General features: G+C 36.8%; 13 protein-coding genes and 1 pseudogene. 7 read left to right on the forward strand and 7 right to left on the reverse strand.

Going from position 1 to position 15825, the window contains the following annotated elements; genetic code table 11:
- Window positions 1-135: 135 nt before the first annotated feature.
- Entirely contained in the window at window positions 136-1521 is a 1386-nt protein-coding gene (locus ACKVEV_RS18310; RefSeq protein ID WP_409370584.1) for a PLP-dependent aminotransferase family protein, read from the reverse strand.
- A gap of 125 nt (window positions 1522-1646) precedes the next feature.
- On the opposite strand from ACKVEV_RS18310, the gene ACKVEV_RS18315 reads away from it, so the two are divergent.
- The 4 genes and pseudogenes from ACKVEV_RS18315 (at window position 1647) to ACKVEV_RS18330 (ending at window position 4971) form a co-directional block, all read left to right on the forward strand.
- Window positions 1647-2537 carry a DMT family transporter gene (locus ACKVEV_RS18315; protein WP_409367646.1) on the forward strand — a complete coding sequence of 297 codons (891 nt, stop codon included), beginning with the start codon at window positions 1647-1649 and terminating at the stop codon, window positions 2535-2537.
- 27 nt (window positions 2538-2564) lie between these two features.
- The gene (gene dat / locus ACKVEV_RS18320) at window positions 2565-3413 is read left to right on the forward strand and encodes a D-amino-acid transaminase (protein ID WP_409367647.1); all 849 of its coding nucleotides are present in this window, start codon (window positions 2565-2567) and stop codon (window positions 3411-3413) included.
- Window positions 3414-3780: 367 nt separating this feature from the next.
- Window positions 3781-4047: pseudogene (locus tag ACKVEV_RS18325) on the forward strand (transposase); the annotation flags it as partial.
- 351 nt (window positions 4048-4398) lie between these two features.
- Complete coding sequence (locus ACKVEV_RS18330; RefSeq protein WP_409367648.1) at window positions 4399-4971, forward strand: YitT family protein; 573 nt, start codon at window positions 4399-4401, stop codon at window positions 4969-4971.
- Between the two features lie 39 nt (window positions 4972-5010).
- Here the strand turns inward: ACKVEV_RS18330 and ACKVEV_RS18335 are convergent, their stop codons facing one another.
- The 4 genes from ACKVEV_RS18335 to ACKVEV_RS18350 all read right to left on the reverse strand — a co-directional run bounded on the left by ACKVEV_RS18335 (window position 5011) and on the right by ACKVEV_RS18350 (window position 8884).
- The gene (locus ACKVEV_RS18335; RefSeq protein ID WP_409367649.1) at window positions 5011-5892 is read right to left on the reverse strand and encodes a DMT family transporter; all 882 of its coding nucleotides are present in this window, start codon (window positions 5890-5892) and stop codon (window positions 5011-5013) included.
- 103 nt (window positions 5893-5995) lie between these two features.
- On the reverse strand, window positions 5996-7156 hold the full coding sequence (locus tag ACKVEV_RS18340) for a PucR family transcriptional regulator (protein WP_409367650.1): 1161 nt from the start codon (window positions 7154-7156) through the stop codon (window positions 5996-5998).
- Between the two features lie 134 nt (window positions 7157-7290).
- Entirely contained in the window at window positions 7291-8709 is a 1419-nt protein-coding gene (locus ACKVEV_RS18345; RefSeq protein ID WP_409367651.1) for an amidase, read from the reverse strand.
- Window positions 8699-8884 (reverse strand): hypothetical protein, encoded by a 186-nt coding sequence (locus ACKVEV_RS18350; RefSeq protein ID WP_409367652.1) that lies wholly within the window; start codon window positions 8882-8884, stop codon window positions 8699-8701. The genes ACKVEV_RS18345 and ACKVEV_RS18350 overlap by 11 nt, the downstream gene beginning before the upstream one ends.
- Before the next feature lie 267 nt (window positions 8885-9151).
- On the opposite strand from ACKVEV_RS18350, the gene ACKVEV_RS18355 reads away from it, so the two are divergent.
- The gene (locus tag ACKVEV_RS18355; protein ID WP_409367653.1) at window positions 9152-10051 is read left to right on the forward strand and encodes an EAL domain-containing protein; all 900 of its coding nucleotides are present in this window, start codon (window positions 9152-9154) and stop codon (window positions 10049-10051) included.
- The gene (locus tag ACKVEV_RS18360; protein WP_409367654.1) at window positions 10011-10961 is read left to right on the forward strand and encodes a GGDEF domain-containing protein; all 951 of its coding nucleotides are present in this window, start codon (window positions 10011-10013) and stop codon (window positions 10959-10961) included. The genes ACKVEV_RS18355 and ACKVEV_RS18360 overlap by 41 nt, the downstream gene beginning before the upstream one ends.
- 96 nt (window positions 10962-11057) lie before the next feature.
- On the opposite strand, the gene ACKVEV_RS18365 is transcribed toward ACKVEV_RS18360, so the two are convergent.
- Window positions 11058-11819 (reverse strand): glucose 1-dehydrogenase, encoded by a 762-nt coding sequence (locus ACKVEV_RS18365; protein ID WP_409367655.1) that lies wholly within the window; start codon window positions 11817-11819, stop codon window positions 11058-11060.
- A gap of 194 nt (window positions 11820-12013) precedes the next feature.
- Between ACKVEV_RS18365 and ACKVEV_RS18370 the strand changes: the two genes are divergently transcribed.
- Entirely contained in the window at window positions 12014-13408 is a 1395-nt protein-coding gene (locus ACKVEV_RS18370) for an L-cystine transporter (RefSeq protein ID WP_409367656.1), read from the forward strand.
- Between the two features lie 339 nt (window positions 13409-13747).
- Here the strand turns inward: ACKVEV_RS18370 and ACKVEV_RS18375 are convergent, their stop codons facing one another.
- On the reverse strand, window positions 13748-15217 hold the full coding sequence (locus tag ACKVEV_RS18375) for a methyl-accepting chemotaxis protein (protein ID WP_409367657.1): 1470 nt from the start codon (window positions 15215-15217) through the stop codon (window positions 13748-13750).
- Window positions 15218-15825 lie beyond the last annotated feature (608 nt).

A 15825-nucleotide genomic window follows, 5' to 3' on the forward strand; every position in this document is an offset into this window, starting at 1 on the left:
GTCCGAGAATCGCTGGTAAACTGGAGGAAATCGCCGATAGAAGTCCACCAATCGCCGATAACTCTTGGAAACTACCGCACAGCAAAAAAGTGTTAGATTGATAACAGTCAATCTAACACTTTTTAAGCGGCGACTTTAGCCATTTTGGAAGTGTGAAAAAGTTTTCGGTGGTTGGTGATGCTTTCTACTGTTAATGAGATTGATACAGTGAGCCAAACGTTCAATGCCCGGTTTAATTTGGCTTTCATTTACTTGCGAAATACATAAACGCAAAATATTGTCTTTTTTATATTCTGGTAAAAACATTCTCGAGGCATCATCAACATACACATGTTGCTCGTTTAGCATATGCACTATTTGCTTGGCCGTTATATTGTTAGGTAAAAAGATGGATAAGTAAAAGCCTGAAGTAGGCTTAGAAAATGTAGTATTAGCAGGCAATAGTAATTCACATGCCTCTTGCAGGATTTGCATTTTTTTAAAATAGAGCGCTTTAATTTTTTTAAGATGGTTATCGAACATGCCATTTTTTAAATAAATTTCTAATGCGCCTTGAGATAAAGCAGCACTATTAAAATCTGCACTAAATTTATAACGTAAAAAACGATCAACCATTTGATGGGGTAACACGACAGTGGCAATTCTTAACCCAGGAAGAAAGATTTTCGAAAAGCTTTTAATATAAATGACTCTTCCAGAAGGGGCAAAAGAAAATAGAGGATCTGCTTTTGCATTTGGATCAAGATCGCCTAAAAAATCATCTTCCACTATATAGACATCATATTTCTCTGCTAACTCCACAATTTTTTTCTTCTCACTATTCGTATAACTATGACCAAGAGGATTATGAAATCTTGGGATAACATAAAAAAATTTAATGTCATGATTGCGGAAAATATATTCCAATCGCTCAAGGTCAATGCCATCCATCGTTAATTCAATACCGTACGTTGTTACTTGATGCAAAAGAATAGATTCAATGATCCCAAAATAACTCGGTTGTTCGATTAAAATATTGCTTCTACCATTTAGAAAAGGCATTGTAACGAGCAAGTTAAGAGCTTGTTGTGAGCCTGAAACGACGACTAATCTATCGGGTTGGGTGAAAACTTGTAAATTTTGCAAATATGTAGCGAGTTGTACACGTAAAGAATAGAGACCTTGCTGATCGGTGTAGGTGAACAGTTCCTCTTTATATTGTTCAATCGCTTGATTCATACAATGTTGAAAGTCAACATAGGGCAATGCGTCACTATCTGGACCAGCAGAATAAAAATCAATCATTTCATGCGCATGCTTGTTGTGCTGAAATTCATTCACTACATAGTAACCACTTTTAGGAATTGCATAAATAACATGTTCTTGTTCCAATTGGGAATAAGCTCGAATAATTGTATTTTTACTACACGAAAATTGCTCAGATAATTGTCGTACCGAAGGAAGCTTACAACCTGCGTATAGTACGCCTGTTGCTAATTGCTCTTTCACGTCCTCTATAATTTGCATGTATTTGGAATCCATCATTTCATCCTCCTTCAACTGTACCAGGACAGATAGATAAAAAAGCTATTTCTTTCGAATAAGTGTACCCGTTAATATTTGATTATACCAGAAGCTGGTACAAATGATGGAAGGGGAGAAGCTGCATGCAAGTGGAGAATAGAGGGAAGCTCGGTTTGCTGTTAGGGCTCGTAGGTGTTATTTGCTTTAGTTTAACGCTTCCATCTACAAGTGTTGCTGTAGCTTATTTTGGAACGACTGTTGTAGCGTTAGGAAGGACAGTTGTGGCTGCTATTTTTGTAGCCGTTCTATTGATTGTCAAAAAAGAGAAGCTGCCTACTCGTCGGCAATTTAAAAGTCTAGTAATTGTGGCAGTTGGGGTCGTTTTTGCTTTTCCGCTGCTTACATCTTGGGCAATGGCGTCCTTGCCTGTTTCTCATGGGGCAGTGGAATTAGCGTTATTACCGTTAGCAACAGCGGGATTCGCCATGTATAGGGCAGGTGAAAAGCCATCGTTTAAATTTTGGCTGTCGAGTTTCATTGGTGCACTTGCTGTTATTGTCTATGCCATTCATCTAGGATTTGGTCAATTACAATTTGCCGATTTAGCGTTACTTGCAGCAGTTATTATACTTGGTCTTAGCTATGCAGAAGGGGGCCAGCTGGCAAAAGAATTAGGGAGCTGGCAAGTGATTGCATGGGCCATTGTGATGGGAGCGCCATTTTTTATCATTCCGGTTGTAGTTAACTTTTCAGCTGACATGCTACATGCGCCAATACAGGCTTGGGTTAGCTTGCTCTATCTCGCCATCGTAAGTCAATTTCTCGCCTATGTTGCTTGGTATAGCGGAATGGTCATTGGCGGTATAGCGAGGGTTAGTCAAATGCAATATATACAGCCATTTTTAATGATATTATTTGCCACAATATTTCTAGATGAATCCATTACTTGGTTTACGCTAGTGAGTGCAGTGATCGTCGTTATGGCCGTTTTAGTAGGTAAAAATGCGCCAGTAGCCAAAAGAGGCATAGAATAAACAATTAAAAGAAAAGGAATGACATGTATGAGATATAGCTTATGGAATGACCGAATTGTTTTAGATGAGGAAGTAATCATTGATCGACAGGATCGTGGTTATCAATTCGGAGATGGCATATATGAAGTAATCAAAGTTTATGATGGAGAGGTGTTTACATTGAGCGAGCACCTCGACCGTTTTTATAGAAGTGCAGAGAAAATAAAACTAGTCATCCCTTATAGCAAAGATAAATTAATACGGTTATTGCGTGACCTTGTGCAAAAAAATAATCTAGCTACAGGTCATATTTATCTTCAAATTACACGAGGCATAAGCCCGCGTCAGCATCACTTTCCGGAAAATAGCAAGCCGGTTTTAGTTGCGAATGTTCAAGTAAATCCCCGCCCGCTAGCAAATTTCGAAAATGGGGTAAAGGCAACGATGGTAGAAGATATTCGATGGTTGCGTTGCGATATTAAAACATTAAATTTATTGGGCCCCGTATTAGCAAAACAAGAGGCCTATGAGAACGGCTGTTATGAGGCAATTTTACATCGTGATGGAGTGGTGACTGAGGGGGCTTCTTCCAATGTTCATGGCATTTTAGATGGTGTACTTTATACACACCCAGTGAACAATTTGATTTTAAATGGCATTACCCGCAATGTCATGCTAGCATGCGCAAATGAAATTGGCCTAACGGTAAAAGAACATGCTTTTACATTAGAGCAGTTAAAGGATATGACAGAAGTTATTGTTACATCTACCACATCTGAAATTACACCTGTTATTGAAATCGATGGCCACATTGTCGGCACAGGGAAGCCGGGCGAATGGACACGTAAACTGCAAAAGCAATTTAATGCAACAATTGCTGCAGTAGTTCGTGTGTAATTTTTATAGGAATTTTTTGAGACAGTATCATTTGGATACTGTCTTTTTTCATTTTAAAATAAAAATAGATGTCTACTGCCGTTAATTTCCGCTACGTTCGGGCGCTTTCCGCGGGCACACACGTAAGCCGCAACCCTCGCTAACGCGCGGAATGCCCTCGTCTTACGTTCTGTGCTTTCCCGCAGGAGTCGCCCGCCCTTCGCTCCAATCAACTTGATATGAATTGCTATCAATCAACTATAAATAAATTAATCTATTTGAGGTGATGGAAAATTTACGAAGAATCAAATCAATGAACGTGAACAATTAGAAATGCTGACAATTGACCAATTGGTGCCACAAGACCATTTAGTTCGAAAACTAGAGGCAGCGATTGATTTTTCGTTTATCTATCCATATGTGGGAAACCTATATGGAAGAAGCTGAACATTTGCGCCATTCCTATGATATTAAACAAATTTATGCAAAGCGCAAAGAAACGATAGAACGTGTCTTTGCGGATGCAAAAGAAAAGCATGGTATGTGATGGACAACCTTAAGAGGTCTTAAAAAATTGTCCATGCAGGCGATGCTTACTTTTGCTGCCATGAATTTAAAAAAGCTTGCTAATTGGACATGGCAAACGGCTGTATAGAGAGGAAATGCTCGAAGAGTATGGTCAAAATGAAAGTAAGAACCCATTTTTTACAAAGAAAATAACAAAAAGGGATTAAGAATTCTATTCTTAATCCCTTTTGTCTACAAGCTGAGACAGTATCATTTGGATACTGTCTTTTATTTTACGTACAAATTACATAGTTGCCACAAACCGCACCAATCTATTGATGGGATTTTCAGATAGAACATTTCGATAACATTTCCGTTCAATTTAAATGGAATGCTTAGCGGTAAGTGAAAAGTATTTTTCCATGTAACAAAGTCCAAAACATGTTCAATTCAATTTTTTCATACTATAAGTACATGCTTAGTCTCGGAGGGGGGTTGTATGTTTTTTCTGAAGAAGGGCTTGGTCATTATCGTGGGGAGTATTTTTATATCATTAGGCATTAATCTATTTTTAACACCATATCAAATACTAGATGGAGGCGTTGTAGGGGTAGCGCTTATTTTGTTCTATTTGTATAAACTAAAAATCGGCCTGATGATTATTATTTTAAGTATCCCAATATTCGTTATTGCTTGGTTTAAATACAGAGCTTATTTCTACAATAGTGTGCATGGGTTAATTGCCTCGTCGTTTATTATTGACCTATTAAAGCCTATAAGAAATGTCATTCAAATCGATGCTATGTATAGCGCAATATTTGGAGGGATTTTAGTTGGTTGTGGCATCGGTTTAATGCTTCGCTATCAGACAAGCACTGGTGGAACAGATCTTGTTGCACAGTTTTTAAGTGATAAAACGGGCATGAATGTCGGAATTCTTATTTTTTTTATTGATTCAATCGTTATTGTGTTTGGAGGCTTTCTGTTGTCTTCCGATACCTTAATCCTTTCCATCATTACTGTATTAGTCGTGGGTATTACGACAAGTATGATTACAAGCAATGCAAAATAAAAAATAGTTTCAGTATCAACTGAAACTATTAGAGGTCGATTATTGTTCATTATTCATCATCCGCTTTTTGGGGTAGGCGGGCTTTACTTCAGCAATTAAAATAGCGAGTAAAATTAAGACAGCACCAATAATCATCCGGCTCGTTAGTACTTCATGTAAGAAGATGACCGATAACACCATGCCGAAAAACGATTCTGTTGAGAGTATAATGGCGGCCTTTGTAGCCGTTGTATATTGATTTGCAACGTTTTGACAAAGGTAAGCAATAGTCGTTGAAAAAATACCTAAATAAATGATTGAATAAATGGCCTCTTTTTCAAAGGTCGTTGGAATATCGCCTTGACTCACGACGACGATAATACCTAACATAGATGCCGTTATAAACTGAATAATCGTAAGAGCGATGGCATCTTCCTTTTGTACAAAAAGGTTTGTACAAAAAATATCAAAAGCAAAGGCAACAGCACAAGCAAGAGATAGGGCATCTCCGATATTCATTGTGAGGGAACCTTGTAATGATAAACAACCGATTCCGACAAGCGCAATGATTGAGCCGATAATTTCATAGCCATCAATACGGCGTTTGTAGACAGCGTAGGCAATAAGCGGCACGACAATGACATTGACTGCGGTTAAAAAAGCATTTTTAGAAGGCGTCGTATATTGCAAACCGACCGTTTGAAGGGCGAAGGCAATGTATAAAATCGTTCCTAGTATAATACCTTTCCACACAACTGATTTTGTTGCTTTTTTTAATTTGTAGCCAAAAATGACAGTTAGGATAATCGAAGCTAATATAAATCTTCCTGCCATCACTTGATAAGCAGTTAAATATTCTAGTGCAACAGCAGTTATGACAAAACCACTGCCCCACACGATAGCAGTTGTCAGTAGCATGCCATCAGCTATGTATTGTTTCATCTTTCTTCCTCCTTACTTCAATAAGAATAGCATGATAGGGAAGAAAAGAATTTGACTGTGATTCTAAACTTTCAGGCGTTTTTTTGTACTTATTCCAAAGCTTCTATTCATCTGCTATTTTGCTATGTAATAAGTACAATTTAACGGCTGCTGATAAGCGTTCATAAAATACATAATCATTATCTAATGGCGCTACTAATTGACGTATTTTTGTCATGCGATAGCGTATTGTATTTGGATGGCAAAAGTGTGCAACAGCAACTTCTTTAATATTACCTTTCTTTGCAATATAAGTGATGGCAGTCTTCAATAAATCAGTATCTACTTTTTCATCAAGTAATGGCCTTAAATAGCTATTGACATAGTTGATAGCAAAATGAGGGTCTTTCCGATGTAATTCAATAAGCAAGCTTGCTGATCCAAGCTGTTCATAATGACAACGAGTGGTCATATCAATTTCCGCCATAATGCGAGCAAAGAAGGCTTCGCGGACAGCAAGATGAAGCGCTGTTTGTGTGACATGCACTTGACTGTAGCCCATCGTCAGTTGGTCTGTCGAGATATTATACATAGTGAGCCATTCATGAAGGAAATTTTCAAAGTGAAAATGCTGTGATGGATTGGTCACGATAATCAAGATGCTATTTTTATATTTGCAAATAAGCCCTGTTTTTAATAGTAGCTCCAATTGTAAAAAAGGCTGCATCCATTGCGTATTTTTTACTGACTGCATATGGATATTGGCGACAAAAACATATTTTTCAAACGGTTTGTTCAACTGTTGTAAAAAAGAGGTGATTTGTTCATCAGACATTTCTTCTTGAATCAGACGTTTCATAATGGTTTCTAAAAAGAATGTATAATCTTGTGTTTTGGCATAAGCCATTGTTTCTAAAATAATCTTTTCAAAAAATTCATCGCCACCAAATCGTAATATCGGAAATTGATGGGCATTCGCTAAAGCGAGTACTTCCTCTGGTAAATCATTATAAATAACAGGCTTATAGGCTAAGGCGCTAGCGTCCAATTGAATAAGGCTTTTCACAGCATGTAATAAATAATCGGGATGCTGTTTGGCAAATAATAAACTGCTGAGAATGACACTATTAGGTGTGAATATCGTTTCACGAACCGTTTCGATATCCGGTGAAAATTCAAAATCGAGAATTTCAACATTTTGGACAGGTTTATGTAAACCATTGCGACCTGCAACTACTGTAAAATCCTTTGTAATAGGCAATTGCAAAAAGTTTTTTACGTTCATGAGGGAATCTAGACCTTTCCAATAATTTATTATTAAGTATCGTACCATCATTTTAGGATAAATGAATATAGTAGTTGGCTTTTATTTGAAATGAACAAAAAGAACCGCCCACGAATGGACGGTTATCTATACTTTTATATGTTTGCAAAAAGGTCCGGCTTTCTATTTTTTAATGGATTTGTTTGTTCAATGGCATAGCCAACATTTAGGATGCGCCCTTCTTTAAATGCTGGACCAATAATTTGTAAGCCGATTGGCAAATTACCTTTAAACCCGCATGGAACTGAAAGGGCAGGTAATCCTGTTAAGTTACTAGGCCCAGTGAAGCGGATAATATTGTCGATTAAGTCGACTTTTTCGCCATTTAAATCTGCAAAGTCATCGCCAATCGTATTGGCTACAATCGGTAATGTAGGTGTGATTAACACATCTACTTGGTTGAATATTTGCGTAAACTCTTGCTTGATTTGTCTACGTACTTGTTGTGCTTGTAAATAATCCACAGCTGAAGGTAATTCACCTAGCTCAAACAATAGACGAATATCATTACCGAAATCTTGTGGTCTCGTCTGCATATCTGAATGATGAATAGCAGATGCCTCAGATAGTGAAGTAACAAGCTCCGCCCATTCTGCATATTGCAGTGATGGAATTTTCACAACTTCCACCTTGGCCCCTTGGTCTACTAGTTGTTGAATACTTGCACGAACTGCCCGATCAACATCTGCGTCTACTCTGTTAAAGAAATAATCCTCATTGACACCGATAACTAAATCTTTCACATCGCCAGAAATTTGTTGTAAATAATTATCGACCGGTGCATTGATACAAGTAGGGTCTCGGTGGTCGAAACCTGAAATAATCTCGAGCATAGCCGCCGCATCTTTTACCGTTTTTGTCATAGGTCCAATATGGTCTAAGCTCCAAGCAAGCGGGTAGCAGCCATATTTACTTACACGACCATGCGTAGGTTTTAAGCCGACAATACCACAAGCTGAAGAAGGAATCCGGATCGAGCCTGCTGTATCCGTTCCTAACGAGGCTACGCTTGCACCTGCCGCTACGGCTGCGCCTGAACCGCCGCTAGAGCCACCTGGGATTTTATCGAGATCCCATGGGTTGCGCACAGGTCCATAGTGTGGATTATTGTTCGTAATGCCCCATGCATATTCGTGCATACTTAATTTCCCTGTAAAAATAACGCCGGCATCACGCAGCTTTTCTACGACAGTCGCATCATAATGAGAGACGAAATCTTGATGAATTTTTGAAGACATCGTCGTAATTTTATCTTTAAAATATAAATTATCTTTTAGTGCCAGCGGAATGCCGTGGTACATGCCACGGTATTGACCATTTAATATTTCTTGCTCTGCCAATTTCGCCTGTTCTAAAGCCTCATCGCGATAGAAAGCCATGTAAGCATTAATTTTCGGCTGACTTTCTTCAGCGAAGTTTAAAATTTCCTTCGTCAATTCGACGGGAGAAAGTGTTTTGTTTTCAAGTAATGGCGCCAATTCTTCTACAGATTTTAAATGTAAATCAGTTTTCAATGTGGTCACCTCCAGGAATGTTGCGAACCGCGATATCCGCATCATCAATTGCAATGCCTTCTAAATTGCTTCGAAGTGATTGCATACTTTCCCACCGTGTTTGCAGTAGTTCAAGGTGCTCAGATTTTGCTGTAATTCCTCTGTTCTCCAATAGTTGTTGAATAGACAAACTCATTAACATGATCCTCCCTTGAAAATAATTTATCTCAATAGGTTTTCCTATAAAGACCTAAGAAAAAAATAAACATCTACTAGCAATCTATAATTTTCTGAATAGAAAGAAAAATACTTACTATATTTAATGATAAATAATCAAAATAATTTGTCAATAGTTCTAAGTACCAGGCACTCACACAATTCTCACACAATTTACAACTACTTCACAGCCTATTTACAATATAAGTTTACAATGGAGAATAATAACCAATTTAAGAGGTGCATAATGGAGTCCATTGTGAGACAAAACGTAAAAACGAGCAGTGTTTTTTTATATTTAAATCATTTATATGAACAGCATCAACACAATACTTTATATATAAAACGGTTAAAAGCATTGAAAAAAATTATGGAAGCTAAAGATTTACATACTTATTTTCAACCGATTGTAGATTTACAAACAAGGCAAACAATGGGGTTTGAGGCATTAAATCGACCAACGCCTTCTGATTTATTTAATAGTGTCGACCAATTTTATGAATTTGTAGGACAAACAGACAGCGTCTTTTTATTTGAATGCTTTTGTCGTAACCTTTCGTTGCAACGTTTCAAAGAGCGTCTTCAAGGAGCGTTACAAAGTCAAGATTTTATCCTTTTTCTCAATATCCACCCGAACGTATTACTAGATAAAAAATATAACAGTGGTGAAACATTACTACTGCTAAAAGAGCTCGGCATTAAGCCCCAGCAGGTTGTTTTTGAGTTAACTGAGCGCAGTGCTGTGTTAGATTTTGTGGAGTTTGAACGAGTATTATCACATTATCGATCACAAGGCTATCGCATTGCAGTAGATGATATGGGTTCAGGCTATAATAGTTTAAAAACACTTGTCTATTTAAAGCCCGAATTTATTAAGCTTGATCGCTCATTAATTCAATTTATCGATAAAAACTGTGAACAACAGCAACTAGTAACATTATTAATGAAGTACGCTGAACAGGCAGAAACAAAAATTATTGCAGAAGGAATAGAACGACAAGAAGAGATCGAATATTTACAAGCCATTGGCATCCACTATGCACAAGGATATGCGTTAGGGAAGCCAGCAAAAGATATTCAATTGGGGGAAATAAGGGTGGATGACGATGCAGATAGGAGAAGTCATAGAAAACGTTCCTTGTATTGATGAATTTGTGAAAAACAAAGATGTAGATTTACTTTTTACGAGTAATCCATCATTGCGAAGTGTAGTTGTTGTACGAGATGGCAGACCAATTGGACATATTACCCGGACACATTTCTATCAGAAAATTGGTACACGCTATGGTTATCATTTATTTATGGGTCGTCAAAATCAGCTTATCATTAAAGATAATCCCCTTATTGTAGATAGTGGGACACCCATTATCGAAGTCAGTACGGAGGCGATGGGGAGACGACCGGAGGATTTATATGATGATGTTATTGTCATTAATAAAGGGGAATATGTAGGGGTAGTCAGTATTAGAGAACTGCTATTAAAACTCGTAGAGACACAAGTAGCCATTGCTAGTTTTTTAAATCCTCTAACAAGCTTACCCGGCAATAAATTAATAGAAGAAAAATTAGAAGAAGCATTACAACTTGAAAAGTATAGTCTTATTTATTTTGATTTGGATCATTTTAAAACGTATAATGACACCTATGGTTTTAAAAGAGGGGATAATATTTTGCTCTATTTAACAGAAATCCTTAGTAGAAACATTACGGGAGTAAAAGACTTTTTAGGCCATATCGGTGGCGATGACTTTGTAGCAATTATTCCACATTATGAAGTGGCTGGCATTTGCCTAACGATTATTGAAGAGTTTGATGCCCATATTATTGATTTTTATGAGCTTGAAGATTTGCTTCAATTACAAGTGCCAAATAGAGTTGGTAAATTAGAGCGTTTTACTTGTACTTCATTATCTATAGCTGTTTTGACAAATGAATATCAGAAGTTTACGTCAGTTGACCATATGTCAGATGCTGTGACGCGCTTAAAAAAAGAATGTAAAAAAATATTAGGTAGCTGTTATTTAATTAATAGCAAACAAACCTACCTCGTCCATTAATTTCATGAAGCCAAGCGGTGCGAAAATACCGCAGTGCATAAAAAAACCTACCTCATCCAAAATAGGAGGTAGGTTTTTAAACATGCACGGAAAATTTTAATAAGCGCTCCAGCCTGCGTCGGCTGCTAAAGCTACGCCGTTAATAAGAGCGGAATCTTCCGAAGCTAAAAATAGGGCGATATTCGCAATATCCGCAACTTGACCTGCTTTTGGCATAAGTTGAACGCCACGCACAGATTGTTCCATACCGAATGGATCCACATTAGTCATTGTTGCTGCGAAACCAGTTTCTACATGTGCTGGTGCAATAGCATTGCAACGGATATTTTGCGGGCCATAGTGAGAGGCGATGTTTTTTGTCATCCCGACAACAGCATGTTTAGCGGTTGTATAAGCGAGTCCGCCACGACCGCCTGTTAAACCAGCAATAGAAGCCATATTAACAATCGTTCCGCCACCATTTTCAATAAAGATCGGTAATACTTGTCGGATAGCACGCATAACACCGTTCACATTAATGTCCATGACACGCTGCCAAACAGCATCTTCTACATTTGCAGCTGCTTGCATATTGTCACCAACTCCAGCGTTATTGACTAAAATATCTATACGACCAAAATGAGCTACGGTATTAGCAATCATTTTTTGGATATCCTCTTCTATAGCGACATTTACTTTAACACCAAATGCGTCAAATCCAGCTTCATTAAATTCAGAAACGGTTGCATTAAGTGCGTCCTCATTGAAGTCAGCAATGACAACCTTTGCACCTTGTTGTGCATATGTGCGCGCTATTTCTTTACCGATTCCTGCACCACTACCTGTAATAATCGCCACTTTATTTTGTAATTTTGCCATGAACATACTCTCCTCCCAAATACAAGTATACTGTTAAACTAATATAATTGTATTCCTTTTCACTAGTTTAATCAAAGTAAATGAACCGCTTACATTTTTAAAATTATTAATCTTAATAAAACATACTTGAATAATAGGTATTATAGGTATATAATTCGATTTACATTTAATAAAACAACTTAGGAGGCCTTCTATTGTCAACTTTACAAGTCATTCTGAACGTAGCACTATTACTTGTGTGCGTTGGAATTTTAGTTATTATGAATAAAAAACACGTGAAATTCTCCAATCGTGTTTTTGCTGGTCTTGGCTTAGGTATTGCACTTGGTCTTGGACTGCAATTATTTTACGGTATTGATTCGGAAGTATTGGCCGAAACAACGCCATGGTACAACATTATTGGTACTGGTTATGTGAAATTGCTTCAAATGGTGGCGATGCCATTAGTATTTATTTCTATTTTGATTGCCTTTACGAAAATGACGATTGGCAAAAACTTCGGGAAAATGGCTGCTTTAATTTTAGCAATTTTAATTGGTACTACAGCTGTATCCGCAGCAGTAGGGATTCTGTCAGCAACAATTTTTGATTTAGATGCTACTCAAATTATGCATGGTGATGCAGAAACAGAGCGTGGGGCATACTTAGAAGAAAAAACAACGAGCATGACTGCACCGGATTTGCCAACGCAAATTATTGAATTGTTCCCTGCAAACCCATTCCTTGATTTAACAGGAGCTCGTTCAACATCGACAATTGCCGTAGTAATTTTTGCAGCATTTTTAGGATTTGCTTATTTACGTGTTGCGCGTAAAGATGAAGAGATGGCCGCTACGATTAAAAAAGGTATAGATGGTGTGCATGCTTTAATCATGGGTGTTGTAACGATTGTGTTACGTTTAACTCCATTCGGTATTTTAGCCATTATGGCACGCACAGTCGCAACATCTGACTTTGGAGCAATTTACAACTTAGGTAAGTTTGTTATTGCTTCTTACGTTGCATTAATTATCATGTTCCTTGTTCATTTACTGATTCTTTCTTTAAGCGGTTTAAATCCATTTACGTATGTGAAAAAAACGCTTGAAACTTTATTATTTGCCTTCACGTCACGTTCAAGTGCGGGTACTTTACCGATGAATATTAAGACACAAACAGGTAGACTAGGTGTGCCAGAAGGGATAGCGAACTTCGCAGGTTCATTCGGTTTATCGATTGGTCAAAATGGTTGTGCCGGGGTTTATCCAGCAATGTTGGCTATTATGATTGCACCAACTGTTGGTATTAATCCGTTAGATCCTGTCTTCATCATTACTGTCATTGCCGTAGTGGCGATTAGTTCGTTTGGTGTAGCGGGTGTTGGTGGTGGTGCAACATTTGCAGCAATTCTTGTCCTATCAGCGCTTCATTTACCAGTTGCTCTTGCCGGGATTTTAATTTCAGTGGAGCCGTTAATCGATATGGGACGTACTGCATTAAACGTAAGTGGTTCAATGACAGCAGGTGTGACAACAGCACGAGTAACGAAAGAACTGGATACAGAAGTATATAACAATAAAGCAGTTAGTGCACAAGTGGCTGACTTATAGGCTTTAATGATGGAAATAGTATGCTAAGCGGTGCTTAGTATACTATTTTTTTGTGTTATACAAGGAAGGGGAGCTGAAGAGGAAAGGGATATCAGTTTAAGCATGATGTGGCCATTTAAAGCGCAATCATCCACTGCACTTCCATCAAAGATAATAGAAGCCATTACGTCTCTAGCGCATCACCAGTGGCGTTTTTGCGTTAGAAAATTTGTTCTGAAAATTCAAAATTGTTTGGGTGCCTGGCACTCAAAAAGGCACTAAAAAAGAGTACGGGGATGTATTTCATTCCCGTACTCTTGTTATTGTGCACAAAGTTTTTATTAGCGCCTTTAGCGCAACTTAATAAGTATTTTTAATATTATCAGCACTTTTAGCTGTGTCATCAACGTACTTCGCGATTGTGTGGTTGTCAGCTGTAATGCTTTCAATTGATGCATTCATTTGTTGCAATGTTGCAGTAGCTTCTTCAATAATCGCTGCAAAGTCATTTGTCGATGTGTCAACACTTTGGCTATTTACAGCTACTTCATTTGATAATTGCTCAAATTCATTAAACTGCGTTTTTAATGAATGTAAAATGTCGCTTAATTGAATGAAGTTTGCATTAACTAACTTTGTTGACTCTACACTTTGATGTAATGTATCACTACTTTTTTGCATATTAACCTGTGCTAATTTATTTGTTGTATTCACATCAGTTAAATTCTCTGTGATTTTTACAGTAATATTATTCGTTAAATCAGCTAAGTTTCTTATTTCTTGTGCCACGACAGAGAATCCTTTTCCTGCATCCCCAGCACGAGCCGCCTCGATAGAAGCATTTAATGCTAATAAGTTTGTTTGCTCCGTAATTTGTTGAATATCGTTAGCAAACTGATTTGTTTCTTCTATTTTTTCAGTTAATGCCTTGAAGTTTTCACTTAAGTTCGCAATAACATCCTGAAGACTATTCATCTCTGTTGTTAAAAGATGAACTTTTTTATGACCTTCATCTGCTAGATTGCTAGATTGCACAGAATCATCTATTAAACGAGCCGTTATTTCATTCATGGAATGGATGGCCGCCAAGTTATTTTGCGCACTATCTGCAATTTTAGAAATTTGCTCACTTTGTAGCATACTTCCTGTTGAAACTTCATTCATCGCTATTTGAATTTCTTCTTGCGATCTTAAACTAAACTGAACTTTCTCGTTAATTTTACCAATGCTATCAGCAATAACCGCGATTTCGCGTTCTAAATTCATTTTATGTTCTTCTTTTAACTTCGCATCGGCTTCGGCTATTTCGCTATACTCTTGTAATTTTTTAAATTGATTTTGATTCATACGAATTAATATTGTTAATAGAAAACCAACAAAAAGATAAATGATAACAAAAGAACTTATATTTACGGCGTAGGGCTCAAATTCAGGTGAAGGGAATAGATACACTAGGATAAGTGTTACTAAACCAAAAGCATATCCAATACCGAAAATTTTGTTGTTAAATTGAACAGCAGCGAATACTGCGAAGAAAAATATAGATAATGCTGTCGATATTTGTCCGCCATGAATCATTACTAAGCAAATATTAAATATATTCATAACGATAACGATTAAATATGGGAATACAATTTCTTTCTTATAACGATTACTCACTATGTATATCAATGGATAAAATATAATTTGCGCGCTATAGAAAAAGATAATCCAAAAATCAGGTTTTAAAGATAGTGAACCGATTAGACCTAAAATAGTAGAAGCTAAATAAGTGAATAGCATAAGTTTGTTCTTATTTTTTAAGTCTAGTAATTTTAATTGATCAATCATATTGCACTGAAGACCTCCTGTTAAATAGTTATATTAAAATAGTAATTAATCACTAATAAAGGAAATAATTTACCTTTAAATTAATGGTTAAGATTGATTATATTAATTTTAATGGTAAGTAGTAAAGACTTATTTTCTATTTTTTTCTATGTTAGTTATAACTACCTACTTTAAAAACGATAAAAGTAGCAAAAAATACTTTCGTTTAGATAGAAAAAAATGCGATGTCAAGTACTTTTTTAACCGGAAATGAATTTTCTGTGAAATTAATTAATTTAATATTAAACAGTTTAATGGTAAAATAAATTACAGGTCACAAAAGTTTCACATTTTTTGGAGGTGTTTACGTGGGGCGAAAACAAGATAAAGTCTAGTGTCATGCGGTTTTAGAGGTAAATTAATCAACTGCGTTATTACTTGCAGAAACATGAAAAGTAAGCTATCGCAGGTTTATATAAAAAGAGTGTATAAGCATTTTGATATAGTCAGTGCGCAAGGATTCCACTTCATTAAATCAATTTTCAAGGAAACCGTAAATTCTTTTTATAAAGTAGATCCAACTTAATTATTGTGCATATAGCTTACGCTATTGGCGCAAGTTAAGTAAA

This window comes from Lysinibacillus sp. 38-6, assembly GCF_046245175.1.
GTDB lineage: Bacteria > Bacillota > Bacilli > Bacillales_A > Planococcaceae > Lysinibacillus.

Bases quoted from the DNA above. Each gene is read 5' to 3' on its own strand.
- ACKVEV_RS18310 (WP_409370584.1), bottom strand. From the start codon at position 1,521: ATGGATTCCAAATACATGCAAATTATAGAGGACGTGAAAGAGCAATTA.
- ACKVEV_RS18315 (WP_409367646.1), top strand. From the start codon at position 1,647: ATGCAAGTGGAGAATAGAGGGAAGCTCGGTTTGCTGTTAGGGCTCGTA.
- dat (WP_409367647.1), top strand. From the start codon at position 2,565: ATGAGATATAGCTTATGGAATGACCGAATTGTTTTAGATGAGGAAGTA.
- ACKVEV_RS18330 (WP_409367648.1), top strand. From the start codon at position 4,399: ATGTTTTTTCTGAAGAAGGGCTTGGTCATTATCGTGGGGAGTATTTTT.
- ACKVEV_RS18335 (WP_409367649.1), bottom strand. From the start codon at position 5,892: ATGAAACAATACATAGCTGATGGCATGCTACTGACAACTGCTATCGTG.
- ACKVEV_RS18340 (WP_409367650.1), bottom strand. From the start codon at position 7,156: ATGAACGTAAAAAACTTTTTGCAATTGCCTATTACAAAGGATTTTACA.
- ACKVEV_RS18350 (WP_409367652.1), bottom strand. From the start codon at position 8,884: ATGAGTTTGTCTATTCAACAACTATTGGAGAACAGAGGAATTACAGCA.
- ACKVEV_RS18355 (WP_409367653.1), top strand. From the start codon at position 9,152: ATGGAGTCCATTGTGAGACAAAACGTAAAAACGAGCAGTGTTTTTTTA.
- ACKVEV_RS18360 (WP_409367654.1), top strand. From the start codon at position 10,011: ATGCAGATAGGAGAAGTCATAGAAAACGTTCCTTGTATTGATGAATTT.
- ACKVEV_RS18365 (WP_409367655.1), bottom strand. From the start codon at position 11,819: ATGGCAAAATTACAAAATAAAGTGGCGATTATTACAGGTAGTGGTGCA.
- ACKVEV_RS18375 (WP_409367657.1), bottom strand. From the start codon at position 15,217: ATGATTGATCAATTAAAATTACTAGACTTAAAAAATAAGAACAAACTT.